Annotated in this window: 24 protein-coding genes and 1 tRNA gene; 9 read left to right on the top strand and 16 right to left on the bottom strand. The window is 71.0% G+C overall.

Annotated elements, in window-relative coordinates; translation table 11 throughout:
- The first annotated feature begins 45 nt into the window (after positions 1-45).
- From purH to IDM46_RS02095, 3 genes are all read left to right on the top strand, one after another.
- Positions 46-1,617 (top strand): bifunctional phosphoribosylaminoimidazolecarboxamide formyltransferase/IMP cyclohydrolase, encoded by a 1,572-nt coding sequence (gene purH / locus IDM46_RS02105; protein WP_182822998.1) that lies wholly within the window; start codon positions 46-48, stop codon positions 1,615-1,617.
- A gap of 82 nt (positions 1,618-1,699) precedes the next feature.
- A complete protein-coding gene (gene purD / locus IDM46_RS02100; protein ID WP_182823000.1) occupies positions 1,700-2,986 on the top strand; it encodes a phosphoribosylamine--glycine ligase in 1,287 nt (428 codons plus the stop codon).
- A gap of 18 nt (positions 2,987-3,004) precedes the next feature.
- On the top strand, positions 3,005-4,240 hold the full coding sequence (locus IDM46_RS02095; protein WP_185114682.1) for a DUF4010 domain-containing protein: 1,236 nt from the start codon (positions 3,005-3,007) through the stop codon (positions 4,238-4,240).
- Between the two features lie 31 nt (positions 4,241-4,271).
- On the opposite strand, the gene IDM46_RS02090 is transcribed toward IDM46_RS02095, so the two are convergent.
- Genes IDM46_RS02090 through IDM46_RS02080 form a run of 3 tightly spaced genes read right to left on the bottom strand, consistent with a single transcriptional unit; the run spans position 4,272 to position 6,343 of the window.
- A complete protein-coding gene (locus IDM46_RS02090; RefSeq protein ID WP_182823884.1) occupies positions 4,272-4,760 on the bottom strand; it encodes a TPM domain-containing protein in 489 nt (162 codons plus the stop codon).
- 13 nt (positions 4,761-4,773) lie between these two features.
- Positions 4,774-5,709 (bottom strand): TPM domain-containing protein, encoded by a 936-nt coding sequence (locus IDM46_RS02085; RefSeq protein ID WP_182823005.1) that lies wholly within the window; start codon positions 5,707-5,709, stop codon positions 4,774-4,776.
- A 19-nt stretch (positions 5,710-5,728) separates the two neighbouring features.
- Positions 5,729-6,343 (bottom strand): LemA family protein, encoded by a 615-nt coding sequence (locus IDM46_RS02080; protein ID WP_182823007.1) that lies wholly within the window; start codon positions 6,341-6,343, stop codon positions 5,729-5,731.
- A 187-nt stretch (positions 6,344-6,530) separates the two neighbouring features.
- On the opposite strand from IDM46_RS02080, the gene IDM46_RS02075 reads away from it, so the two are divergent.
- Positions 6,531-7,010, top strand: a complete 480-nt coding sequence (locus tag IDM46_RS02075; RefSeq protein ID WP_185114681.1) for a helix-turn-helix domain-containing protein — start codon at positions 6,531-6,533, stop codon at positions 7,008-7,010.
- Between the two features lie 84 nt (positions 7,011-7,094).
- Positions 7,095-9,005, top strand: coding sequence for an MFS transporter (locus IDM46_RS02070; RefSeq protein ID WP_185114680.1), 1,911 nt, complete (start codon positions 7,095-7,097; stop codon positions 9,003-9,005).
- On the opposite strand, the gene IDM46_RS02065 is transcribed toward IDM46_RS02070, so the two are convergent.
- The 4 genes from IDM46_RS02065 to IDM46_RS02050 are packed head-to-tail and all read right to left on the bottom strand — an operon-like array spanning position 9,002 to position 11,914.
- Complete coding sequence (locus IDM46_RS02065) at positions 9,002-9,871, bottom strand: hypothetical protein (protein ID WP_185114679.1); 870 nt, start codon at positions 9,869-9,871, stop codon at positions 9,002-9,004. The two genes, IDM46_RS02070 and IDM46_RS02065, sit on opposite strands and share 4 nt — an antisense overlap.
- Before the next feature lie 51 nt (positions 9,872-9,922).
- Positions 9,923-10,816 carry an NAD(+) diphosphatase gene (nudC, locus tag IDM46_RS02060; protein ID WP_185114678.1) on the bottom strand — a complete coding sequence of 298 codons (894 nt, stop codon included), beginning with the start codon at positions 10,814-10,816 and terminating at the stop codon, positions 9,923-9,925.
- Complete coding sequence (gene erpA / locus IDM46_RS02055) at positions 10,813-11,187, bottom strand: iron-sulfur cluster insertion protein ErpA (RefSeq protein ID WP_185114677.1); 375 nt, start codon at positions 11,185-11,187, stop codon at positions 10,813-10,815. Before erpA ends, nudC begins: the two co-directional genes overlap by 4 nt.
- 31 nt (positions 11,188-11,218) lie before the next feature.
- Positions 11,219-11,914, bottom strand: coding sequence for a DUF6776 family protein (locus IDM46_RS02050; protein ID WP_221441763.1), 696 nt, complete (start codon positions 11,912-11,914; stop codon positions 11,219-11,221).
- 80 nt (positions 11,915-11,994) lie between these two features.
- Here IDM46_RS02050 and IDM46_RS02045 point away from each other — a divergent pair, with 80 nt between their 5' ends.
- From IDM46_RS02045 to IDM46_RS02035, 3 genes are all read left to right on the top strand, one after another.
- Positions 11,995-12,585: a DUF4126 domain-containing protein gene (locus IDM46_RS02045; protein WP_182823022.1), complete on the top strand. Its 591-nt coding sequence runs from the start codon at positions 11,995-11,997 to the stop codon at positions 12,583-12,585.
- 94 nt (positions 12,586-12,679) lie between these two features.
- Entirely contained in the window at positions 12,680-14,548 is a 1,869-nt protein-coding gene (locus IDM46_RS02040) for an EAL domain-containing response regulator (protein ID WP_223878002.1), read from the top strand.
- 1 nt (position 14,549) lies between these two features.
- Entirely contained in the window at positions 14,550-16,958 is a 2,409-nt protein-coding gene (locus tag IDM46_RS02035; protein ID WP_223878001.1) for a hybrid sensor histidine kinase/response regulator, read from the top strand.
- 24 nt (positions 16,959-16,982) lie between these two features.
- Here the strand turns inward: IDM46_RS02035 and bfr are convergent, their stop codons facing one another.
- From bfr to IDM46_RS02020, 3 genes are all read right to left on the bottom strand, one after another.
- Positions 16,983-17,453, bottom strand: coding sequence for a bacterioferritin (gene bfr / locus IDM46_RS02030; protein WP_182823023.1), 471 nt, complete (start codon positions 17,451-17,453; stop codon positions 16,983-16,985).
- A 100-nt stretch (positions 17,454-17,553) separates the two neighbouring features.
- Positions 17,554-17,760: a (2Fe-2S)-binding protein gene (locus IDM46_RS02025; RefSeq protein ID WP_185114675.1), complete on the bottom strand. Its 207-nt coding sequence runs from the start codon at positions 17,758-17,760 to the stop codon at positions 17,554-17,556.
- A gap of 91 nt (positions 17,761-17,851) precedes the next feature.
- Positions 17,852-18,463 carry an RNA pyrophosphohydrolase gene (locus IDM46_RS02020; protein WP_185114674.1) on the bottom strand — a complete coding sequence of 204 codons (612 nt, stop codon included), beginning with the start codon at positions 18,461-18,463 and terminating at the stop codon, positions 17,852-17,854.
- A 157-nt stretch (positions 18,464-18,620) separates the two neighbouring features.
- Between IDM46_RS02020 and IDM46_RS02015 the strand changes: the two genes are divergently transcribed.
- Positions 18,621-18,697: transfer RNA gene (locus tag IDM46_RS02015), tRNA-Met, on the top strand.
- A 39-nt stretch (positions 18,698-18,736) separates the two neighbouring features.
- Here the strand turns inward: IDM46_RS02015 and IDM46_RS02010 are convergent.
- The 6 genes from IDM46_RS02010 to IDM46_RS01985 form a co-directional block, all read right to left on the bottom strand.
- Positions 18,737-20,212, bottom strand: a complete 1,476-nt coding sequence (locus tag IDM46_RS02010; RefSeq protein ID WP_185114673.1) for an MFS transporter — start codon at positions 20,210-20,212, stop codon at positions 18,737-18,739.
- Positions 20,209-21,489, bottom strand: coding sequence for an amidohydrolase (locus tag IDM46_RS02005; RefSeq protein WP_185114672.1), 1,281 nt, complete (start codon positions 21,487-21,489; stop codon positions 20,209-20,211). The genes IDM46_RS02010 and IDM46_RS02005 overlap by 4 nt, the downstream gene beginning before the upstream one ends.
- A gap of 72 nt (positions 21,490-21,561) precedes the next feature.
- Positions 21,562-22,293, bottom strand: a complete 732-nt coding sequence (locus IDM46_RS02000; RefSeq protein WP_185114671.1) for an ABC transporter ATP-binding protein — start codon at positions 22,291-22,293, stop codon at positions 21,562-21,564.
- Positions 22,286-23,485: an ABC transporter permease gene (locus tag IDM46_RS01995; RefSeq protein WP_185114670.1), complete on the bottom strand. Its 1,200-nt coding sequence runs from the start codon at positions 23,483-23,485 to the stop codon at positions 22,286-22,288. Before IDM46_RS01995 ends, IDM46_RS02000 begins: the two co-directional genes overlap by 8 nt.
- 4 nt (positions 23,486-23,489) lie before the next feature.
- Positions 23,490-24,731, bottom strand: coding sequence for an efflux RND transporter periplasmic adaptor subunit (locus tag IDM46_RS01990; protein ID WP_221441762.1), 1,242 nt, complete (start codon positions 24,729-24,731; stop codon positions 23,490-23,492).
- Positions 24,732-24,845: 114 nt separating this feature from the next.
- Positions 24,846-25,157 (bottom strand): BolA family protein, encoded by a 312-nt coding sequence (locus IDM46_RS01985; RefSeq protein ID WP_185114668.1) that lies wholly within the window; start codon positions 25,155-25,157, stop codon positions 24,846-24,848.
- Between the last annotated feature and the right edge of the window lie 75 nt (positions 25,158-25,232).

Here is a 25,232-nt window from a genome sequence, read left to right as displayed (position 1 = left end):
GGCCCGGCCGTATAATCGGCGTTTTCCCGCTGCGGTACGCACCCCATGACCATCGACCGCCTGCCCCTGCGCCGGGCCCTGTTGTCCGTGTCCGACAAGACCGGGCTGCTGGACCTCGCGCGCGCGCTCGCCGCACGCGGTGTCGAACTCCTTTCCACCGGCGGTACCGCGCGCACGCTGCGCGACGCCGGCCTGGCGGTGCGTGACGTCGCCGACGCCACCGGCTTCCCGGAAATGATGGATGGCCGCGTCAAGACCCTGCACCCGGTGGTGCACGGTGGCCTGCTCGGGCGCGCCGGCGTGGACGACGCGGTGATGGCCGAACACGGGATCGCCGCGATCGACCTGCTGGTGCTGAACCTGTACCCGTTCGAGCGGGTGTCGGCGGATCCGGCGAGCAGCCTGGATGACATCGTCGAGAACATCGACATCGGCGGCCCGGCGATGCTGCGCTCCGCGGCGAAGAACTTCGCGCGCGTCGCCGTGGCCACAGATCCCGCGCAGTACGCGGGCGTGCTCGCCGAACTCGACGCCCATGACGGCACGCTGTCGGCGAAGACGCGCTTCGCGCTGTCGGTGGCGGCGTTCAACCGCGTGGCGCAGTACGACGCCTGCATCAGCGACTACCTGTCCTCGATCGGCGACGACGGCGCGCGCAGCGCGTTTCCCGCGCAGGCCAACGGCAGCTTCGTGAAGGTGATGGACCTGCGCTATGGCGAGAACCCGCACCAGCGTGGCGCGTTCTACCGCGACCTGCATCCGGTGCCGGGCACGCTGGCGACATTCACGCAGCTGCAGGGCAAGGAGCTCAGCTACAACAACCTCGCCGATGCCGACGCCGCCTGGGAATGCGTGCGCCAGTTCGATGCGCCGGCCTGCGTGATCGTCAAGCACGCCAATCCCTGCGGCGTGGCCACCGGCGCCGGCTGCGGTGATGCCTACGAGCTCGCCTACGCCACCGACCCGACCTCGGCCTTCGGCGGCATCATCGCCTTCAACGGCACGCTCGACGCCGCGACGGCCAAGGCGATCCTCGACCGCCAGTTCGTCGAAGTGCTGATCGCACCGGACTACGACGCGGGCGCGCTGGATGTCGCGCGCCGCAAGGCCAACGTGCGCGTGCTGCGCATCGCGCACGGTGCGGGCCGCAACATGATGGACGTCAAGCGCGTCGGCTCGGGCCTGCTCATGCAGGACGCCGACAATCGCGAGGTCGCGCGCGAGGAGCTGCGCGTGGTCACGGCGCGCGCGCCGGACACCGCCGAGCTCGACAGCCTGCTGTTCGCCTGGCGCGTTGCGAAGTTCGTGAAGTCGAACGCGATCGTCTATGCCAGCGGCCAGTACACCGTCGGCATCGGCGCGGGGCAGATGAGCCGCGTGGTGAGCGCGAAGATCGCCAGCCTGAAAGCCGAAGAGGCCGGGCTGGTGGTGCCGGGTTCGGTCATGGCGTCGGACGCGTTCTTCCCGTTCCGCGACGGCATCGACGCCGCGGCCGCGGCCGGCATCCGCGCGGTGATCCAGCCGGGTGGGTCGATGCGCGACGCCGAGGTGATCGCCGCCGCCGACGAGCACGGCCTCGCCATGGTGTTCACCGGCGTGCGCCACTTCAGGCATTGATACCCCCATTCGCGCCTGCGGCGCGAATCGCCCCCTGACTCAGGGGGCTATGCTCAACCCAGTTGAACGGCGAGGTCGACACATGAAAGTCCTGGTCATCGGTTCCGGCGGCCGCGAGCACGCGCTGGCCTGGAAGCTCGCGCAGTCGCCGGACGTGCACGACGTCCTGGTCGCGCCCGGCAACGCCGGCACCGCCATCGAGGGCAAGTGCCGCAACGTCGCCATCGCCGTCAGCGAGCTGGACGCGCTGCTGCAGCTGGCGCAGGACGAAGCCGTCGCCTTCACCCTGGTCGGCCCCGAGGTGCCGCTGGTCGCCGGCATCGTCGACCGGTTCCGCGCCGCCGGGCTGCGCATCTTCGGGCCCACCGCGGCGGCCGCGCAGCTGGAAGGCAGCAAGGCGTTTGCCAAGGCGTTCCTCGAACGCCACGGCATTCCCACCGCGCACTACGCGGTGTTCACCGATGCGGGCGAGGCGGTCGCCCACGTGCGCGCGCATGGCGCGCCGATCGTGGTCAAGGCCGATGGCCTGGCCGCCGGCAAGGGCGTGATCGTGGCGATGACGCTGGCCGAGGCGGAAGCGGCGATCGACGACATGCTCGCCGGCGACGCCTTCGGCGACGCCGGCGCGCGCGTGGTGGTGGAGGAATTCCTCGAAGGCGAGGAAGCCAGCTTCATCGCCATCGTCGACGGCACCACCGCGCTGCCGATGGCCACCAGCCAGGACCACAAGCGCGTCGGCGACGGCGACACCGGGCCCAACACCGGCGGCATGGGCGCGTATTCGCCGGCACCCGTGGTCACGCCCGCGGTGCACGCGCGGGTGATGCGCGAGGTGATCGAACCGACCGTGCGCGGCATGGCCGCCGACGGCATCCCGTTCACCGGATTCCTTTACGCGGGGCTGATGATCGACGGCGACGGCATGCCGAAGGTCATCGAATTCAACGTGCGCTTCGGCGATCCCGAAACCCAGCCGGTGATGATGCGGCTGCAGTCGGACCTCGCGGCATTGATCCAGGCCGCCATCGACGGCCGCCTGGCCGGGATGGAGGCGCGCTGGGATCCGCGGCCCGCGCTCGGCGTGGTGATGGCGGCCGAAGGCTATCCGGGCACGCCGCGCACGGGGGACGTCATCAACGCCTGGGACGTTCCGGACCTCGACGACACCCGTGTGTTCCACGCCGGCACCCGCCTCGAGGACGGGCAGGCCGTCACCGCCGGTGGCCGCGTGCTGTGCGTGTGCGCGCTGGGCGACAGCGTCGCCGACGCGCAGCGGCGCGCCTATGCGGAGCTTGCCGGCATCTCCTGGCACGGCGAGTTCCACCGCCACGACATCGGCTGGCGCGCGATCGCGCGCGAACGCGGCTGACGCCGGGAGCGCGACGCGGTGGACTGGAACGAGGTGGTCCGCGCGCTCAGCGCCGCGCTCGGCATCGGCCTGCTGATCGGTGCGGTGCGCGAGCGTGCGCACGTCGACGGTTCGAGCGTCGCCGGCGTCCGTACCCATGCGCTGCTGGCGCTGCTGGGCGCGATCGCCTACGGCTTCGGCACCGCCGCGTATGTCGCAGTGCTGCTGGCGGTCGCCCTGCTGGCGCATGCCGCCTACGTGCGCACGCGTGACCAGGATCCGGGCCTCACCGGCGAGGTGGCGATGCTGCTCACCGTGGCGCTCGCCGGGCTGACGCGGGAATCGCCGTCACTCGCCGCCGGCCTCGGCGTGGTGGTGGCGGTGCTGCTCTGGGCCAAGGATCCGCTGCGGCGCCTGAGCCGCGAACTGATCAGCGAACGCGAGATGAAGGACGGCCTGCTGCTGGCGGCCGCCGCGCTGGTGGTGTTGCCGCTGCTTCCCGACGTACCACTCGATCCCTGGGGCGTGCTGCAGCCGGCGATGCTGTGGCGGATCGTGGTGCTGGTGCTGGCGGTGGGCATGGTCGGGCACGTCGCACTGCGCGCGGTCGGCGCACGCCGCGGACTGCCTGTTGCCGGTTTCTTCTCCGGATTCGCCTCCTCCACCGCGGCCGTTGCCAGCTACGGCCGCCTGGCGCGTGACCAGCCGCGCCTGGCGACGGAGGCCGCCGCCGCCGCGCTGCTCTCCAACCTGGCCTCGGTGCTGCTGCTGGCCGCGGTGATCGGCGCCGTGTCGCCGGGCTTCCTGCGCACGGCGGCGTGGCCGCTCGGTGGTGCCGCGATCGGCCTGCTGCTGGTCGCCGCCACCGGCCTGCATCGGACGCGCGGCGACTCGCCTGCCGCCGAGGCGCCACAGGCGCGGGCCTTCCGCCTCAGCCACGCGATCGGCATCGCGCTGCCGATTGCCGCGGTCATGCTCGCCGCCGAGGCCCTGCGGCGCAGCTTCGGCGATGCCGGCGCGCTGATCGGCGCGACGGTCGCCGCGCTGGCCGAACTGCAGGCCGCGGGGGCCACCATCGCGCGGTTGGCCGAGATCGGCGGACTGCCGCATGCGCAGGCGCGCTGGGGCGTGGCCGGCCTGCTCGCGGCGTCGGCGCTGACCAAGCTGGTGCTGGCCTTCGCCAGCGGCGGGGCGCGCTATGGCCGCATCACGGGCGGTGGGCTGGTGCTGATGGTGGTGCTGGCCGCCGCCGGCGCATGGCTGGCGCCCGCCTGACCGTGCGGCGCGATGTCGCGCCGGGCGTGGCTCACAGCAGCCGCGGGAGATCGGGCAGTTCGTTCTCGTCGATGTCCCCGGCCACGCGCGGGAAGTGTCGTGCGAGGAGGCCGGAGACCGCGCCGACGCCGGCGAGCGCGGCGGCTTCGTGTTCGCCGGCGCGGAGGCGTTCCTCCATCCGCGCGCATGCCTCGCGCCATTGGCCATCGGTGACCAGCCCGTCGAGGCCGCGATCGGCGACGATCTCGATCCGGTGGTCGGCCAGCAGCAGGTAGACCAGTACGCCGTTGTTGGCCTGCGTGTCCCACACGCGCAGCTCGGCGAAAACCTCGCTCGCGCGCGCGCGCGCGGTGACGCCTTGGACCACGCGCAACGCCGGCAGTGCAGGCTCCACCGCGAAACACACTTCGCCGCGATGGCGCCGTTCGCCCTCCGCCACGGCCTCCGCGATCCGTTGCAGGCTGTCGGCGGGAAACACGCCGTGGGCGGTCGGCGCGAACAGGTGCCGCAGCAGGCGCATCACGGTCGCCATCTCACCAGCTCCCCGAGGCACCACCGCCCCCGCTCATGCCGCCACCGCCGGACCAGCCACCGCCACCTCCACCGCCGAATCCGCCACCGCCGCCACCGAAACCGCCGCCACCCCAGCCACCGCCGCCAAACCCGCCCCAGCCGCCGTGGCGTACGTAACGGCCAGCGGACGCCTTCGACAGGCCGAACAGGAAGCCGATCACCGCCGCCACGCCACCCAGCCCCAGCGCGGCCGAAAGCAGCCAGGCCGCGGTGCCGGCGGCACCGCCGGTGAACAGGCCGCGCAGGACGGCCGGTGCGCGCCCGAACACGCCGCGCACGATGGTCGCGACCACGAACGCGGCGAACAGCGCGCCGAGCCAGCTGCCGCTGCCGCCACCACCACCGCCTTCGCGGTGGCTGGCGATCGGTTCCGGCAACGGCTCGCCATCGATCAGGCGCACCAGCACCGCGGTGGCATCGATGATCCCGCCGCCGTAATCGCCGGCGCGGAACCTGGGTGCCATGTATTCCTGGATGATCCGCCCGGCGGTGATATCGGGTATCGCACCCTCCAGGCCGTAGCCGGGCTGGATGCGTACGCGGCGATCATCCTTCGCCACCACCACCAGCACCGCGTCGTCGACGCCCTTGCGTCCCGGCCGCCATTGGTCGAACACGCGCTGCGTGTACTGCTCGATCGATTCCGGCTGCGTGCTGGCGACCACCAGCACCTGCAGCTGGCTGCCCTTGCGCTGCTGCAGCTCCAGCGCCTGGCGTTCCAGCTGCGCGCGCTGCGCGGCATCGAGGGTGCCGGTGGCGTCGACCACCGGCGAGTCCAGCGCCGGCACCGCGGCCAGTTCCTGCGCGCGCGCCTGCGGCAACGGCAGCCACGCCAGCGCGCAGGCCAGCACCAGCGCCGGCCACCACCGGCCCGTCAGCACGGCGCGCATGCGCATCCTGGCGCCCGGCGTCCGCTCAGGCCGCCAGCTGCAACATGGGCTGCGGCGCGCGGTCCGCCGCCGCGCCGAAGTCGACCGCCGGCGCGTCCTGGAGCTCGCGTTCGTTCTCGACCTCGAAGTTGGGGCGGACCTTGTGGCCGAACATCTTGGCGACCAGGTTCTGCGGGAACGAGCGGATGTAGGTGTTGTAGTCCTGCACCAGCTGGATGTAGCGGCCGCGGGCCACGGTGATCCGGTTCTCCGTGCCCTCCAGCTGCGTCTGCAGGTTGAGGAACCCCTGGTCGGCCTTGAGGTTGGGATAGTTCTCCACCACCACCATCAGCCGCGACAGTGCGCTCGACAGCTCACCCTGTGCCTGCTGGAACTGCTGCAGCGAAGCAGGATCGTCGGCATTGACGTTGACCTCGCCGACCTTGGCGCGCGCCTCGGTCACCGCGGTCAATACCTGCTGCTCGTGCGCGGCGTAGCCTTTCACCGTGGATACCAGGTTGGGCACCAGGTCCGCGCGCCGCTTGTACTGGTTGAGCACCTCCGACCAGCCGGCGTCGACCGCCTCGTCCTTCTGCTGGATCTGGTTGTAGCCGCAGCCGCTCAACATGACGGCCAGCACCATCAACAGGATGTAGCGCATTGCCCCGCTCCCATGGGTCTGTGGCGCGCATTCCAGCACCGGGCAGGGAAAGGCCCGATGAAGGCCGCCGCGATCGCCACCGCGGGATACCGGCGACATACCCTGGCCATACCGTCCCCATACCCCTTGCGTGGATATTTCCGGGTTTGTCGCTAAACTCGCGAATCCCCCGAACAAGGTATTGCCGGTGTCCAACCTCGCGTCGACCCTGAAGTCCGAAATCTCGCGCCTTGCCCGCAAGGAAATGAAGGCGCAGACCGATGCCCTGCGCAAGGCCAGCAGCGGCTACCGCCGCGACATCGCCGAACTCAAGCGCCAGGTGGCCGTGCTGTCGCGGCAGGTGAAAAAGGCGGGCGGCAGGCAGGCCGCGGATACCTCCGCTGGCGAGGATGACACCACCGCGTCGCGCTTCTCCGCCAAGGGCCTGAAGTCGCTGCGCGCGCGCCTGGACCTCTCCGCCGCGGACTTCGGCAAGCTGGCCGGCGCCAGTGCGCAGTCCGTCTACAACTGGGAAAACGGCAAGACCATTCCCCGCGCCACCCAGGTCGCGGGCATCGTGCCGCTGCGTTCGCTCGGCAAGCGCGAAGCGCAGGCGCGACTCGAGGCGCTGTCCACCGCGCCCAAGGCGAAGGCCAAGCCGCGCGCGAAGAAGGCCGCGAACGCCTGACATACCGGACGGCAGGTATCGCTGCCTGTCGTCCGCAGCCCGCAACCGGTCTGCTAGTCTCGCGGCCACTCGATCGGGGGCCGCATGCGCCACAGCCAGTTCGCACTGCTCACCCAGCGCCGCTTCCTGCCCTACTTCGGCGTGCAGGCGCTCGGCGCCTTCAACGACAACGTGTACCGGCAGGCGATCATCGGCCTGCTGTTCCATCTCGGCGTGGACAGCGACCAGCGCACGCTCTACACCAACCTCGCGCCGGCGCTGTTCATCGCGCCCTATTTCCTGTTTTCGGCGATCGCCGGGCAGTTCGCCGAGAAACTCGAAAAGCAGCGCCTGATCCGCATCACCACGGCGATGGAGATCGTGATCATGTCGCTGGCCGGCGTGGGCTTCCTGATGGGCAGCATGCCGCTGCTGCTGGTGGCGCTGTTCGCGACCGGCATGCAGTCGACGCTGTTCGGACCGGTGAAGTATTCGATCCTGCCGGCGGTGCTGAAACCCGAGGAACTCACCGGCGGCAACGGCCTGGTGGAGATGGGCACGTCGCTGTCGATCCTCGCCGGCATGATCTATGGCGGGCTGGTCTTCCAGGTGGCGGGCAGCTGGGGGCCGGAGGCCGCGGCCGCCTCGGTGGTCGCGCTGGCGGTCATCGGCAACCTGGTGGCGCGCATGATCCCGCGTGTCGACGCCGGCGCGCCTGACCTCCAGGTCAACTGGAACCCGGTGCCGGAATCGGTGCGCATCTGGAAGCTCACCCGGCGCACGCCGGCGGTGCGCAACGCGATCCTGGGCGTGTCCTGGTTCTGGTTCGTGGGCACGGTCCTGACCGCACAATTGCCCAACTATGCCGAACTGCACCTCGGCGCAGCCGAGCGCTCGACCAGCCTCTACATCTTCGGCCTGGCGCTGTTCTCGATCGGCGTCGGCACCGGCTCGCTGCTGTGCGAGAAGCTCTCCGCGCGCACCGTCGAGATCGGCCTGGTGCCGCTCGGTGCGCTGGGCATCAGTGCCTTCATGCTGGACCTGTACTTCGCGCGCAGCGGGCTGGCGCCGCAGGCCGGACTCGACATCGCCGGCTTCCTCGCCGGCGACAACGGCTGGCGCATCGCGTTCGACCTGACCGGCATCGGCTTCTCCTGCGGCCTGTTCATCGTGCCGCTGTTCGCGCTGGTGCAGAGCCGCACGCCCAATCACGAGATGGCACGCGTGTTCGCCGGGCTCAACATCCAGAACTCGGCCTTCATCGTCGCCGCGGCAGTCATTGGCCTGGCGCTGCAGCAGGTGCTCGGCTGGAGCATTCCGCAGGTGTTCCTGGCGCTGGCGATCGCCAACCTGGTGGTCGCCACGTGGATCTTCACCATCGTGCCCGAGTTCGCGATGCGCTTCGTCAGCTGGCTGCTGGTGCGCACGCTGTATCGGCTGGAGCTGCACGGCATCGAACGCCACGTGCCCGACGAGGGCCCGGCGCTGCTGGTGTGCAACCACGTCAGCTACATGGATGCGCTGATCCTGGCGGCGAGCATCCCGCGCCCGGTGCGGTTCGTCATGTACTACCGGATCTTCCAGATCCCTGTGATGCGCTGGATCTTCCGCGCCGCCGGCGCGATCCCGATCGCCAGCCCGCGCGAGGACCTGGCGATGATGGAACGCGCCTTCGACGCCATCGATGCGGCGCTGGCCGACGGCGAACTGGTGCTGATCTTCCCCGAGGGCCGCCTGACGCGGGATGGCGCCATCGCGCCGTTCAAGTCGGGCGTCGAGCGCATCCTGGCGCGGCGACCGGTGCCGGTGGTGCCGATGGCGCTGCGCGGCATGTGGGCCAGCATGTGGAGCCGCCGCGGCGCCGCGGCCGAGGGCGGCCTGCTGGACCGCATGCGCGTGCCGCGCCGCTTCCGCGCCCATGTCGCGGTGATGGCCCAGGCGCCGGTCGCGGGCCAGGACGCCACGGCGGCCTCGCTCGAGGCGCAGGTGCGCACGCTGCGCGGCGAAGCCGCCTAGTTCACCCAGCCGGCGACCACGAACAGCGCCAGCAGCGCCAGCCACGCGAGCAGGATGCGCCACACCAGCGACATCGCGTCGCGCAGCGCCTGTGGCAGCGCGGCGTCCTGCATGCCGTCTTCCTCCAGCTCGTGGCGCACGCTGGCGCGCCCCACGGCGGCGAGGAACCCGGCGTCCAGCGTGAACCGGGCACCGCCACCCGCCTTCCACGCGCCGACCACCACGTCGAAATTGCCGACCAGCGCCAGCGACAGCGCCATCAGCTGCGCCGCCGGCCAGTCCAGCAGCGCCAGCAGGCGGCGCGCGCCGTCGACGAAGCCGGCGGGCAGGTAGAGCGCGGGTTCGCCTTCGGCGGCGATCGCCGCCAGGCGGTACAGCAGCGCGCCTGCCGGCCCGAGCAGCAGGAACCAGAACAGCACCCCGAACCAGCGCCGCAGCGCGGCGGAGAACACCCGGCCCACCGGGTCGCCGGCATCGGCGGCGCCGGCCGCCGCCGGTGGCCGCAACAGCGCGAGCGCCGCGGAGCGGGCCGTGGGATCGGGGGCGTCGATGATCACGTCGACATCGCGATCCAGATCGCGCGGCCCCCAGGCGTAGAACAGCAGCGCCACGCCGAACAGCAGGGAGGGCAGCCCGAACACCACGTCGCGCAGCAGCAGCTGCAGCAACGCGACCACCAGCAGCGGCGGCAGCAGCGCGAGCAGCACGCCACCGGGGCCACGCCAGAAGCTGTCGCCCGGGAAACGGCCGTCCAGCCAGCGCAGCCACGCCTGGTACCAGCCGTCGTCACGCATGGCGGCGGCGAATGCGGGTGCTCCGTGGCCGATCGCCAGTGCGATCACGACGGCAAAGAGGGTGGAGAACATGCGCCGATTCTAGCTGCAGCCATGGCGGGCGCGCGTGGCCCGTCGCGTGGCTCAGCCGGTGCCGGCGTACCAGTCCTCGATCAGCCAGCGCGAGATCGAGATCGACGGCGACAGCAGCAGGCCGTCATCACCGGACTCGCCGCGCAGCGCGGCGCCGACCTCGTCGCGCCCGAACCAGCGGGCGTCCTCGAGCTCGTCGTTGCAGCGCGGAACGTCCGGCCCTGCGTCGGCCGCGAAGCCGAGCATCAGCGACGACGGGAACGGCCACGGCTGCGAGCCCAGGTAGCGGCAGGCGCGCACGCGCACCGCGCTCTCCTCGAAGACTTCGCGCACCACGGTCTGCTCCAGTGATTCGCCCGGCTCCACGAAGCCCGCCAGCACCGAATAGCGGCGCGGTGGCCAGCCCGGGCTGCGCCCGAGCAGCAGCCGCGCGCCATTGCTGACCGCCACGATCACTGCCGGATCGGTGCGCGGGTAATGTTCCAGCGCGCAGCCCGGGCAGCGGCCCAGCCAGCCGGCGCGGGCGAAGGCGAGCGTCGTGCCACAGGCGCCGCAATGGCGGTGGCGCGCGCGCCAGTGCAGCACCGCGCGCGCCTGCGCGAATGCGGTGGCTTCGAAGCCGGGCCACTGGCCGGCCGCGGTGCGCAGGTCGACGCCCGGCGGCTCGCCGGATTCCACCGCCGAGGTGGCCGGAAGGGCAAACCAGCCTTCCTCGCCACGCAGGCCGAGGAACAGCGCATCGGTAGGCATCGCGCCGAGGCTTGCGCACGGCGGCGCCAGCAGCTGCCCCTGGTCGTCCGACCAGGCGCGGCCCTCGGCGTCCACCACCAGCACGCGGCCATCCGCCCACAGGCGCGCGAGGGCGGCGGGATCGTCACGGAGGTGTTCGGCGCGGTCGAGCGGTGCGTCGATGAAGGCGAACGGCGCCCGGCGCCGCTCGGTCATGTCGTGAAGCTGCTGCCGCAGCCGCAGGTCGACTTGGCATTCGGATTGCGGATGGTGAACTGCGCGCCATGCAGGCTTTCGCTGTAATCCACCGCCGCGCCCATCAGGTACTGCAGGCTGAGCGGGTCGACCAGCAGGGTGACGCCGTCGGTGTCCACCGCCAGGTCGTCCTCGCCACGGGTCTCGTCGAACTCGAAGCCGTACTGGAAGCCGGAGCAGCCGCCGCCCTGGATATACACGCGCAGCTTCAGCGCCGGGTTGCCTTCTTCGCTGATCAGCTCGCGGACCTTGGCGGCAGCGGCGGGCGTGAAATCGAGCGGACGGTCCAGCCCCAGGTAATCGGGGGCGGCCAGATCGATGATGGTATCCATGCGGACAGGATGGGGGGCACGGCCCCCCGCTTCAAGCGTCGGGGCTGGAACGCGGTGCCACGTCGCCCGCCGCGTCCGCCCACGGGAAGGACCCGTCGACCGCCGGCGCCCCGACCGGCGCGAGGCGCACGTGCACGCGCAGCGGGGTGAACCCCTCGGGCAACAGGATGTCGCCCTCCAGCTGCTGGAAGTACTTGAATGAATACTCCGCGCCCATCGCATCGTCCTGCGGGCGCAGGTCGCTCCACTCGAGCCGCTCCAGGCTGCCGTTGCGCGAGCCTTCCACCGCGAGCGTCAGCCGCCCGCGGCTGACCGCGGCGCGGTTGAGGGTCTGGGTGAGGGTGGCGGTGAAGTGCCAGGCCCCCTCTCCCTGCGGCTGCAGGCGCAGGCCATGCACGGTCAGGCCGCGGCGCTGGCTGGTGGAACCGACCAGGCGCTCGTAGAAGGCGACGTCGGCGCGCAGCGCGGAGACCTCCTCGTCGCGCTCTGCGAGGGTGCCCTGCAGGTCCTGGTTGGCCTCGCGGCTGACCTGGTCGGAACGCGCCAGGGTGGCGACCTGCTGGCGCAGGCCATCGAGTTCCGAGCCGACCGTCGCCGCCTCGCCGCCGCGCGCGCCCACCACCGTCCACACGCCCCACAGGCCGAACAGCAGCGCCGCGGCCAGCAGGGCCAGCAGCGCGAGATGCGCGCGCGGGTGCGGATGTTCCGGGAGCTGCGAATCGGGCATCGGCGCATGGTAGCGCGGGTCCTCGGCCATGGCGCAAGGCCCCTATACTCCGCGGCGTACCACCCTCGGGGAGATGCGCGATGTCCGAAGCCCAGCTGTTCGCAATCGGCGTGCTGCTGGCCTGGCTTGCCGGCATCCGCGTGTACATGACGGTGTTCGGCGTGGGCGTGGCCGGCGCGCTCGGCTGGCTCGACCTGCCGCAGGCGCTCGAGGTCACCACCTCGCCGTGGGTGATGGGCATCTCCGGCGTGCTGGCGCTGGTCGAGTTCTTCGCCGACAAGATCCCCGGGGTGGACTCCGCATGGGACCTGCTGCAGACCCTCGCCCGCGTGCCGGCAGGCGCCTTCCTGGCGGCCGCCGCGCTGTCGCCTGACGGCGACCTGTCCACCGGCATGCTCGCCACCGGGGCCGGGGTCGCGCTTGGCAGCCACGTGCTGAAGGCCGGCAGCCGCGCACTGATCAATACATCGCCGGAACCGCTCAGCAACTGGGGCGCATCGGCCGCGGAGGACGTGGCGGTGGTCGGGCTGATGGGCCTTGCCCTCGCCTACCCGTGGCTGGCCCTGGGACTGGCGGGCCTGATCAGCGCGCTGCTGGCGCTGGCGCTGTGGTGGGTCTGGCGGCGCCTGTTCCGCCGCCGGCCACCGCACGCCACCCCGCCCGGCGCGTGACTGCGACGGCCCGCAGCGATCCGGGCACGCGTTCGTTGTAGGCTTGACGGCCGGGGGGCGCGAGGCGTCGACCCCGTTTGGGGGACCGAGCAACGTGGCGAACGCAGCACCCGGCATCGACAACAGCACGGCGCGCGACCTGGCGGCCCTGCCGCGCGCGCATGCGGCGGGGGTGCGCGCGGAGTTTCCGCCCGCGCAGTACTGGCGCCGCTGGTGTGGCGATGCCGGCGCGCCGCTCGCCGCCGCCGTCGACGCCCCGGCCGTCGAGCCGCTGCCCGCACCGCAGCCGAAAGTAGGCGCGGACGGCAGCGTCGAGGCGCCCTACCGCGTGCTCGTGGTCGAGGACGACATCAGCCAGGGCCTGTTCGCCGAGAGCGTGCTCGGCGGTGCCGGCATGGAGGCCACGGTGGTCTCGGTGGCCAGCGAGGTCATGGCGTCGCTGGAGAGCTTCCGCCCCGACCTGGTGCTGATGGACCTGCACATGCCCGGCATGGACGGCGTGGAACTCACCAACCTGATCCGCGGCCATGACGTGCACGGCCACGTGCCGATCGTGTTCCTCACCGGCGATCCCGACCCCGAACGCCAGTTCGAGGTGCTCGAGGTCGGTGCCGACGACTTCCTGACCAAGCCGGTGCGTCCGCGCCACCTGATCGCCGCGGTGCAGAGCCGGGTGCGGCGCGCGCGCATGCTGGCGCAGCAGCGCAACGGCGGTGCGCGCCACCCGGTGACCGGGCTGTTCACCCGCTCGCACATGTTGCAACTGCTGAATTCCGCGATCCCCGGTGATGGCCAGGGCGCGATCTTCATGCTCGAGGTCGCCGGCATCGGCGCGCTGCGCGACCGCTACGGGTACGCGGGCCTGGAACAGCTGCTGACCGATGCCGGCGGGCGCATCGCCCAGGCCACCAGCGGCAACGCCGTGTCGCGCCTCAGCGACAGCATCTACCTGATCCACGCCGCGGTCCTCCCCGCCGGGCAGCTGCCCGAGACCGCACGCATCCTGCGCGATGTGCTGGGTCGCCACCTGTTCCCGGTCGGCGAGGAAACGGTCCGGCTGCAGGCCTTCGTCGGCTACACCACGCTCTCGCACGCCTATGGCGACGCCAGCAGCGCGCTGGCCGCCGCCGAACGCGCGCTGCGCGAGGCCCGCGCACTGCCCGCCGCGATCGCCGGGTTCCAGCCGCCGCCGCAGCGGAACCACGACCAGGCCGTGGTGGAGTCGGTGCGCCAGGCCCTGCTCGACAACCGTTTCGAGCTGGCGTTCCAGCCGGTGGTCGCGGTGGCCGGCGGTGACGCTGCGCAGTACCAGACCCTGCTGCGCATGCGCGACGCCGATGGCCGGCTGCACGCCGCGGCGGAGTTCCTGCCCGCCGCCGACGCCGCCGACCTGATGCACGAGGTCGACCGCCGCGTGCTGGAGCTGGCCGTGGAGGTGCTGCACACGCGCAGCGCGATGAGCCGGCCGGTGCGACTGTTCGTCTCGCAATCGGCGCGCACGCTGGCGCGCGAACGCTATGCCGACCACGTCATCGAAAACCTGGCCGCGCACGGCGGCGGCGGCGGCAGCCTGGTGATCGACGTCCGCCAGGACGAGGCGCTGATCCACACCCTGGCGCTCAAGGAATTCTGCGCCGCCATGGTGCCGGCCGGCATCCAGCTCTGCCTGAGCCAGTACCACGCCAGCCGCGAGGCCGATGCGCTGCTCACCCAGCTGCCGCTGGGCTTCGTGCGCCTGGCGGCACGCTACTCGAGCCGCCTCGACGACACCGCCGTGCGCGACGAGATGCGCAACGCCATCGAACGCGCGCATCGCCTCGGTCTGCAGGTCATCGGCCCGCAGGTCGAGGACCCGCAGGCGGCCGCGACCCTGTGGATGAGCGGCGTGGACTACATCCAGGGCAACCTGGTGCAGCAGGCCGCGGACGGGATGGACTTCGACTTCCACCATTCGGTGCTCTGACATGATCCAACGCACGCGTCCTTCCGCCCTGATGATGCGCTGGCTCGCCCTGGGCGCCGCCGCGGGCGCGGCGTTGACGCTGGTGCTGGACATCATCGGCCTGGCCGGCCCGTGGCAGCACGCGGCGCTGGTGCTGGCCCTGCTGGCGGTGTTCGCGGTGATCGCCACCATCATCGTGCTGCGCAAACGCGACCAGGAGATCGAAGAGGTCGAGGAGCGTGCGCGGCGTGACGAGACCCTGCTCGCACAGCTGCAGGCCGAAGTCGAGCGCCACACGCAGCTCGAGCAGCAGCTGCGCCAGGCCAAGCAGGCGGCGGAATCGGCGGTGATGGCCAAGGGCGAGTTCCTGGCCACGATGAGCCACGAGATCCGCACCCCGCTCAACGGCATCGTGCCCATGCTCGACCTGCTGATGCACGCACAACTCGCGGCCGACCACGGCGAACTGGTGCGCACCGCCTACACCTCGTCGCAGCAGATGCTGCGCATCGTCGACGACATCCTCGACTACTCCAAGCTCGAGGCGGACAAGCTCGAGCTGGAGAGCACCGCCTTCAACCTGCGCGAACTGCTGGAAAGCGTCATGCAGCTGATGGAGCGCCCGGCGCTCGGCAAGGCGCTGCGCATGACGCTGCACATCGAGCCGGCGGTGCGCCTGGCGGTGCGCGGTGACCCGGTGCGCCTGCGCCAGGTACTGGGCAACCTGGTCAGCAACGCGGTGAAGTTCACCGAGCGCGGCTCGGTGTCGGTCACGGTGCGCCGCATCGGCGAGAGCGCCGCGCAACACCAGTTGCGTTTCGAAGTCCGCGACACCGGCATCGGCATCGCATCCGCCGCGCAGTCGCGGCTGTTCCAGGCATTCAACCAGGCCGACGCATCCACCACCCGCCTGTACGGCGGCACCGGCCTGGGGCTGGCGATCTCCAAGCGCATCGTCGACCTGATGGGCGGGCGCATAGGCGTCGAGTCCGAGACCGGCCAGGGCGCCACGTTCTGGTTCGAGATCCCGCTGCTCAAGGCGCAGGGCGACATGCCGTCGCTGGCGGAGGACACCTCCTCCGGCGGCCGCCTGCTGCTGCTCAGCGCCGACCCGCGCCTGCGCCTGCGCCTGTCCATGCTGCTGCCCAACTGGGGCCTGCGGGTGAGCTCGGTGGAAAACACCCAGGAAGCACTGGAACGGCTGCGCACCGCCGCCACGCAGGGTGCGCCCTGGGCGTACTCGCTGGTGCTGGCCGATCTCGCCGGCATGCGCAGCACCGCGGTGGCCCTGTACCGCAATCTCGGCCGCCAGGCGGTCTACGGCGACCTCAAGCTGGTGTGCCTGTACGGCGACGATGCCGTGCCCGACGAGCTGCAGCGCAGCGTCACCCTCCTCAGCCGGCAGGCCCCCGATGCCGATCTCCGCGCCGCCCTCATCGGCAGCCCGGTCACGCAGACATCGGTCATCGCCAGAGAGCCTGCCATGGACACCCGCGCCAGCCTGCAAACGCCCTCATTGCCCGTCCGCGCGGCACGCGTGCTGCTGGTCGAGGACAACCCGGTCAACCTGATGGTCGGCCAGCGCCTGCTGTCCGTGCTCGGCATCACCTGCGACACCGCCAGCAACGGCGAGGCGGCGCTGATGCGCATGTCGGCATCGCGCTACGACATCGTGCTGATGGACTGCCAGATGCCGGTGATGGACGGCTACACCGCCACGCGCCGCTGGCGCGAAGGCGAGGACGCCGTGAACGACGGGCGCCGCGTGCCGATCATCGCCATGACCGCCAACGCCATGGCCGGCGACCGGCAGAAGTGCCTGGACGCCGGCATGGACGACTACCTGGCCAAGCCGGTCACGCGCAGCGAGCTGGAGCGTGCGCTGCACCGCTGGTGGTCGCCGGAACAGGCGGCCGCGGCCGCGCCGCAGATGGCGTTCTACCAGGTGGACCCGCTGAGCGGCGAAGCCATCGGGCCGGCACCGGCCGCGGCGGCGGATCCTCCCGTCGAAGAGCTCGCGGTGGCGCCCGCCGCGCCCGCTGGGGGTGTTGCGGTGCCCCCGGCCGTGCCGCATGCCACGCCGCAACCGCCGGTCATCGACAACGAGATCCTCGAAGAGCTGCGCGCCATGCTGGGCAGCGAGGTGGAGCGCCTCATCGAGGTGTTCCTCGATGACACGCCCAGGCTGGTCGCCGCCATGGAAAACGCCGCCATCGGTCCCGACTATGACGGCCTGCGCGACGCCGCGCATTCCCTCAAGTCGTCCAGCGCCAACCTCGGCGCGATGTCGCTGTCGGCGGCCGCCAAGCGCGTGGAACTGGGTGCCCGCGAGCGCTCGCTGCAACGCCCGGCCGTAGCCGTGGCGCTGGTGGCCAACGAGTTCACGCGCGCGCGCATTGCGCTCAAGGCCTGGGCGCCGGCACAGGCCTGACGGCGTCGGATCCGATGGGCAGGCTCAGCCGCCCATCTTCGACTGCAGGTAGTTCTGCTCGCCGATGCGCTTGATCAGGTCGAGCTGGGTCTCGATCCAGTCGACATGCTCTTCCTCGGAATCGAGGATGTCCTTGAACAGGCGTCCGCTGGTGTAGTCCTTGATGCTCTCGCAGTACTCGATCGCGGTGCGCAGCAGCGGCAGGCCGTCGAGTTCGAGCGCGAGGTCGCATTCGAGGATCTCGCGCGGGTTCTCGCCGATGCGCAGCTTGCCTAGCGCCTGGAAATTGGGCAGGCCTTCGAGGAACAGGATGCGGTCCGCGAGGCGATCGGCGTGCTTCATCTCGTCGATCGATTCCTCGTACTCGTGCTTGGCGAGCTCCTGGATGCCCCAGTTCTTGAGCATCTTGGCGTGCAGGAAATACTGGTTGATCGCGGTCAGCTCGTTGAAGAGCGCCTCGTTCAGGTACTTGATGACCTGTGCGTCGCCTTGCATGGGATGTCTCCGGGAGTAATGAGTCACCGGGACTGTAGCGCCATCATCGCGTGCGTGGCGGAACGCGAATCGTGCTCATCCCGCCCGCAGGCGGGACGTATCAGGCGGCGTGGGCGAACGGCAGCGCGCGCGTGGCGTCGCGGGCGCGGGCTTCCTGATCGAGGAGACCGATCGCGGTGTCGACGCACGACCCGCAGCTCGCGCCGCAACCGGTGCGCATGGTGAGTTCGGTCATGCCGCTGCAGCCGGAAGCGGCCGCCTGGCGGATATCGTGGTCGGTCACGCCATTGCAGACACAGACGTACACGGCGGGCTCACTGGCAGATGGGACTGGTTCCCATTGTCTTTGCACATGAGAATGATTGTCAACACCGCTGGTCGCCGTGGCGCCAACGGGTTCAGCGAACGCCGCCGTCCGGTTCCTTCATGCCGTCCGCAGCCAGCCGCGCGGGGCCCGGTCGCGTGCGCTGCGGCCGCTGCCGCGCCCGGCTGCGCGTCGCCTCCAGACTGACGCTCGGTACCGCCTGCATGCCCGCGATCTGCCGTGCGAACGGTGCCAGGTGCTGCAGCGCGCGTTCGTAGACCCCGCGCTTGAAGTTGACCACGTGCTCCAGCGGGTACCAGAAATCGACCCAGCACCAGTGGTCGAACTCCGGCTTTTCGGTCAGGTCCAGTCGCAGGTCGGCCTCGCTGCCGGTGAAACGCAGCAGGTACCAGACCTGTTTCTGGCCGATGCACACCATACGGTCGTTGCGGCGGATCGCCCGCGGCGGCAGGCGATAGCGCAGCCAGCCCGGGGTCACGCCGGCCACGTCGACGTGGTCGGGCAAGAGCCCGGTTTCCTCGCGCAGCTCGCGGTACATGGCCTCGAGCGGCGTCTCGTCGGTGTTCATCCCGCCCTGCGGGAACTGCCAGCCGTCACGGCGCACGCGCCGCGCCCAGAACACGCGCCCGTCGGGGTGCATCAGGATGATGCCGACATTGGGCCGATAACCGTCCGGATCGATCACGATGCGGACTCCTGAAGGGGTCGACGCGAACCTGCGTCACTGCGACCGACTCTGCCACGGGTGGCCCGGAGGGACAAGCGCAGCGCCGGAAGATTTGACGGCGGACCGCCGGCCATGGACAATTCCCGGCTCGCCGCGCCCCGTGCGCGTGCCGAATGGCTATGTAGCTCAGCTGGTTAGAGCACAGCACTCATAATGCTGGGGTCGGTGGTTCGAGTCCACCCATAGCCACCACTGCAAGGCCCCGCCACCGCGGGGCCTTTTGCGTTCCGCTCAGCGCTCCCGCTTGCCCGCCGGAATGGTCAGCAGGATCGAGACGATGGCCACGGCGACCATCAGCAGGTTGAAGCCCAGCGCCACCATCGCGGCCTCGCGGATGGCGAGGTTGTCCTGGCGGCCCGCGAAGGTGATCACGCCCACCAGCCAGCGCACGCCGGCGTCGGTTGCGCCCAGCGCGGCGAAGATCGCGCCCGAGATCGCCACGCCCAGCGCGGCGCCCAGCGACGACGCCATCTTGTAGATACCCGACCCGGACCCGGACTGGTCCATGGGCAGGCTCGACAGCGCCGCGTCGGTCGACGGCGTGGCGTAGAACGCGAGCCCGAGGCCAAACAGCGTGTAGCCGACGATCGCGACGATGCGGTACTGGTCGAGCATGATCTGCGTGGGCATCAGGCAGGCGATCGCCACGCCGGTAATCAGGCAGCCCCAGACCATCGGCTTGCGCGGACCGAACCGCTGCAGCAGCTTCTCGCCGACGCGGATGAAACCGATGATCGCGATCGCGTAGCCCAGGGTCAGCATGCCCGCCTGCTGCGCGCTCATGCCGCCACCCATCTGCACCAGCTGCAGCGACACCAGCTGCATGCCCACCGTGGCGTTGATCAGGAAGTTGGAGATGGTGGCGCCGGTGTAGGTGCGGTTGCCGAACAGGCGGAAATCGACGAAGGCATGGTCGCTGCCGGACTCGATGCGGAAAAACGCGATGCCGGCGATGACCGTGACGGCGATGAGGCCCAGCACCAGCGGGCTGCCCCACCCCAGGGTGCTGCCCTGGGTCACCGCCACCTGCAGCGCGAGCATGGCCACGGCGAAGACCAGGATGCCGGCGAAATCGAAGCGGTACGCGCCGCCGCCAGCCGCCTTGCTCTCCGGCGTACCGCGCACCAGCCACAGCCCCAGCAGGGCGACGGCCACCGAGAAGAAGAAGATCCAGCGCCAGCCCAGCGTCTGTGCCATCAGGCCACCGAACAGCGAGCCCAGGCCCGCGCCGCCCCAGGAGCCGATCGACCACATGCTCACCGCGCGCTGGCGCTCGGCGCCATCCCAGTACGCCTTCACCAGGGCGAGGCTTGCCGGCATGATGCAGGCCGCCGACATGCCCTGCACGGCGCGCCCGCCCAGCAGCATCGGCGCGGCCAACGCCCCCGTCGGCGCCAGCCCGACCAGCAGCGAGCCGGCGATGCTGAGCACGAAGCCGACGCGCAGGATGCGCATGCGGCCGAGGCGGTCGGCCAGACCGCCCATCACCACGATCAGGATGCCGGAGAACAGCGCGGCCATCGCCACCGCGCCGTTCATGGTGCCCGCGGAGATACCGAGGTCGCGCTGCATGTCCGGCGCGATGTTGAGCGTGGACTGGGCGAACAGCCAGAAGGTCACGACGCCGAGGATCATTCCGAACAGCAGGCGGTCGTTGCCGCGGAACCCGGTTTCCGGGACGTGGACATTCCCCATGACGGCGCTCATGCGGTATCTCCCTTCGTGCTGGCCGTTGGACACAGCCACGCCGATGCCGCGCTCAGCATCGCCTGCAGCCCCGTCTCCAGGGTGGGGTCGAGCACCGGTGCGAACCGTGGCGAATGGTTGCTTGGAATCCTGTTGAGCGTGCCTTCCGCCTTCGCCTTCGCATGCACCTCTGGATCGGTGCCGCCGACGAACCAGAACACATACGGCACCCCCCAGGTGCGGCCGAACACGCTGAAGTCCTCGCTGGCGGCCATGCGCTTGCTCTGGAGCACCGCGTCGCCGAACTGCGCGCGGAACGCGTCGACGATGCGCGCCGTCGCGGCGTGGTCGTTGTCGGTCAGGGGATAGCTGCTGAGTGTCGTGAACTCCGGCGGCCGTGGCGCGTTGGAGGCATCGCACTCGGCGCAGCAGATGCGCCTGACCGCCTGCAACATGTGCTCGCGCACGCCTTCGTCGTAGGTGCGGATGTTGAGCTTGATGGTGGCGTCGTCAGGGATGATGTTTTCCTTTGTGCCGGCCTGCAGCGAGCCGATGGTCAGCACCGCGCTCTCCTGTGGCCCGATCTCGCGCGAGACGATGGTCTGCAGGCGCATCACGGTGGCGGCGGCCATCACCACCGGATCGATCGACGTCTGCGGTTGCGAGCCGTGCGAGCCGCGCCCGAACAGTTGCACCTTGAGGCTGTCGCCGGCGGACAGGATCACGCCTTCGCGCCAACTCACCGTGCCCGCCGCGCCCACCATCACGTGCTGGCCCAGCACCACGTCCGCGCGCGGCAACCCGGCAGCGTCCCAGTCCGCGATCATCGCGTTGGCACCTTCCGCGGTTTCCTCGCCGGGCTGGAACACGATCAACACGGTCCCTTGCCAGGCATCGCGATGCTCCGCCAGCACGCGCGCCGCGCCCAGCATCCAGGCCACGTGCAGGTCATGGCCGCAGGAATGCGCCACGCCCACGCTGCGACCCTCGGTGTCAGTCGCGGTGACGGTGCTCGCGTACGGCAGGCCGGTGTCCTCGGCTATCGGCAGCGCGTCCATGTCGGCGCGCAGCATCACGGTGGGCCCTTCGCCGTTGCGCAGCACGCCGACCACGCCGGTGACGCCGACGCCGCGGGTGACCGCGTAGCCAAGCTTGCCGATGTAGTCGGCGGCAATTCCCGCGGTGCGATGCTCCTGCATCGACAGCTCGGGGTTCCGGTGCAGGTCCTTGTAGATCTCCAGGAGTTCAGGCGCGATCTGCGCGTAGACGCGATCCAGCGCCGCCGTCAGGGAGTTCATGTCTGCCCTCCATCCTGGTTGTGCGCCGAGCGTACACCCGCCATGCGCGCCGCACACCTGCCCGGACAAGGGTCAGGGCGGGTCCGCAGCCCGCCCCGCCGCCGCCCGCCGCTCATCCGAAACCACCTGCCCATCGACCAGGGTGACCGTACGGTCGCAGGTCTCCGACAGGCGCGGATCGTGGGTCACCACCAGCACAGCGCAGCCGTACTGCGCGTTGAAGCGGCGCAGCAGCGTGAACACCTCGGCGGCGGTCTTCGTGTCGAGGTTGCCCGTTGGTTCGTCGGCGAGCAGCAATGCCGGGCGCGTCACCAGCGCGCGGGCGATCGCGACGCGCTGCTGCTGTCCGCCGGAGAGCTGGTCGGGATGGCGATCGGCGAACTTCTCCAGCCCCACGTCGGCCAGCAGGCAGCGGGCCATGTCGACCGTTTCCGGGCCGGGCTTGCCGTGGGCGACCATCCACGGCATCAGCACGTTGTCCAGCGCGGTGAACGCGCCGATCAGGTGGTGGAACTGGAACACGAAGCCGATGTGCCGGCCACGCTGCGCGGTGCGCGCCTCGTCGTCCATGGCGCGCGTGGCTTCCCCGCGCAGGTAGAGCTCGCCGGCGGTCGGCGAGTCGAGCAGGCCGATGAGGTTGAGCAGCGTGCTCTTGCCGGAGCCCGACGGCCCGACCAGCGCGGCAAAGTCGGCGCTGTCCAGGCGCAGGTCGATGCCGTGCAACACCTCGACTTCATTGGGCTTGCCGATGTTGTACGACTTGCGCAGTCCTTCCAGGCGCAGCACTTCGCGGGTGTCAGCCACGGATGGCCTCCACCGGGTCGAGCCGCGAGGCGCGCGAGGCCGGCACCAGGGCCGCGCCCACGCCGGCGATGGTCGCCAGCGCCATCGCCGCCGGCACCAGCACGGCCGGCATCGGGATGGTGAAGAGTTTCGGGCCGAAGGTGTTGAACGCAGCCACCAGGCCCCAGCCGGCGAGCGCGCCGAGTGCCGAGCCGACCAGCCCGAGCACCGCGCCCTGCACCAGGAACACCAGCAGCATCTGCCGCCGGCGCGTGCCCATCGCGCGCAGGATGCCGATCTCGCGCGTGCGCTGGGCCACGCTCACCGCCAGCACGCTGGCGATGCCGAGCGCCACCGACATCGCCACGAAGAAGCTGATCATGCGCGTCGACAGGCTCTGCGAGCTGAGCGCGTTCATCAGCTGCGCATTGGATTCCATCCAGCTCTCCGCCTGCAGCCCGGTCAGGCCGCGCACGCGCGCCGCCACCCGGTCGGCGCCGAACAGGTCGTCGACGGTCACGTCGATCACGGTCACGCCACCGGGCAGCGCCAGCAGCGACTGCGCCTGCTTCAGGTCGAGGTAGACATAGCGCGCGTCGAGCTCGCGCACCCCGAGCTCGAAGATGCCGGCCACGTTGACGATCGCCTCGCGGCCACCGCCGGCGTCGAGCCGGAGCTTGCCGCCCAGGCGCAGGCCAAGGTCTTCGGCGAGCTGGCGGCCGACCACGGCATTGCCGGAACCGACGTCGAGGCGCCCTTCCACCATGTTGTCGTCGAGCGGGATCACGCGCAGGTAGCGCGCCGGGTCGATGCCCACCAGCGCGACCGACTCCACCGCCTCGCCGCGACGCCCGAACGCAGGCCCCGACACCACCGGCGACACCGCCGCCACGCCGTCAAGGCCGTCGAGCACGTCGCGTGCCTCGAGCCAGTTGTCGATCGGACGCAGCGCCTGCGGGCGCGGATCCTCCAGCACCAGCTGCAGCGTGCCGGCCGGCGCCGGCGCGATGCGGTTGGCCTCGCGCGGCGCCTCCACGCGGATATGCGCCTGCGTGCCGAGCGTGCGCGCGACGATGTTGTCCTGCAGGCCGGCGATGAGTGCGGTCACGAACACGATCACCGCCACGCCCACCGCGATGCCAACCAGGATCAGCAGCGTCTGCGCCCTGCCCTGGCGCATGAAGCGGACGGCGATGGTGGATTCGATCCACATCGCTTCAGTCGAACTTCACCGGCAGCTCGCCGCGCGTGGCGTGTCCGCTGTCGGGCGGCGGCTGGCGGGCGACACGCACGCGGCTGCCATCGCCGGGCAGGTCCGCGGCATCGAGCGCAGCGGCGGCCAGCACGTGGTCGCCGGCGCGCAGCCCCTCGGTGACTTCGCTCATCGCCAACCCCCGCAGGCCGATGCGCACCGTGGTGCGCTGCACGCGGCCGTCGCGCACCAGCAGCACGCTGGCACGGTTCGAGCCGGCATCCGCGTCGAGCAGCGCGTCGTTGGGCACCGCCAACGCGTCCTCGCGGCTGCCGGTGCGGATGGTCGCGGTGACGGTCATGTCCTGGCGCACGAAGTCCGCGGCCGGGTCGATGCGCAGGCGCACGTCGACCGTGCCGCGCGAGGGGTCGATGCCCGGCGCCACGTGATGCACGGTGGCCGCGAACGGACGGTCGGGGAACGCATCGGCGATGCAGGTGGCGGGTTGTCCCAGCGCCAGGCGCGCGAGGTTTTTTTCATCAAGCGGCAGCAGGATCTCGCCGGGCCCGTCGCGGGCGATCTCGAGCAGCACATCGCCCGGGTTGACGGTGTCGCCGGCTTCCACGTCGCGCGTGAGCACGGTGCCGGACACGGTGGCCCGAATTACCGCGCGCGCCAGATCGGCGTCGGCCGCGCCAAGGCGCTCGCGCGCCTGCGCCTCGCGCGCGCCGCCGCTCAGCGCCGCGACCGCCACGCGCGCCTGCTCGACCGCCTCGCGTGCGCCGATCGCCGCCTGCGCGGCCTGCTCCACGCTCTCACGGGCGACCAACTGGCGCTCGCCGAGCTCGCGGCGACGCGCGAGTTCGCGCTCGGCCTGGGCAAGTCCGGCGCGCGCCTCGCGCAGGCGCGCCTCGGCATCGGGCCGGTCCGCCTGGCGCAGGGTGTCGAGGGAGGCGCTTGCTTCGGCGCGCCGCGCTTCAAGGTCACGCGCACGCAGCACCACCAGCACGTCACCGGGGGCGACGCGATCGCCTTCGATCACCCGGCGCTCGAGCACCAGGCCGGCGATCTCCGCACCGACCTGCACGCGCGACGGCGCCGCGACCCGCCCGGTGGCGACCACGCTCTGCACCAGCGGGCCGGTGACGACCTCGTAACCGGGCAGCTCCGGGCCACGCAGGCGCCCGAGGCCCCACAGGAGCACCAGCACGACGACCACGGCCGCGGCGACGAACAGCCATTTGTGCCGCGCACTGGTTCCGGTCATGGGCATCCCCGTGGGAAAACGTGATCTTCACCCGGGCCACACTGCAGGCGCCAGCAGCGGCCAGCGTGCAGCTCCGGCGACACGACTGCCCGGCACCGCGCCGGGGCCCGCCGCTCACGCGCGGTCGTGCTTGCTCCCGCCCCTGCATGCGGGCGAATCCGGTGCCGCGCCCTGCCGCGCCCACTCGCCCGGCGTGTAGGTGTGCAGCGCCAGCGCGTGGATCTCCGTCATCAGGCCACCCAGCGCCGCATACACTGCCTGGTGGCGGCGCACCGCGGCCAGGCCGGAAAACGCGTCGCTGGCCACGATCGCCTTGTAGTGCGTCTCCAGGCCGCGGCTGTGCATGTGGCTCTCGTCCAGCACCTCGAGATGCGTGGGCGACAGGGCGCCGAGCGCGGCGCGGATGCGGTCTGCCTTGGTGCTCATGCCACCATTATCGCGGAAAGCGCCTGCCGTGCCGCGTTTCACGTGGATTACCGGCACCCGCGATCATCCTGAATC

The organism is Luteimonas sp. MC1825, assembly GCF_014764385.1.
GTDB lineage: Bacteria > Pseudomonadota > Gammaproteobacteria > Xanthomonadales > Xanthomonadaceae > Luteimonas.
This window is presented reverse-complemented; position numbering and strand designations above follow the sequence as displayed.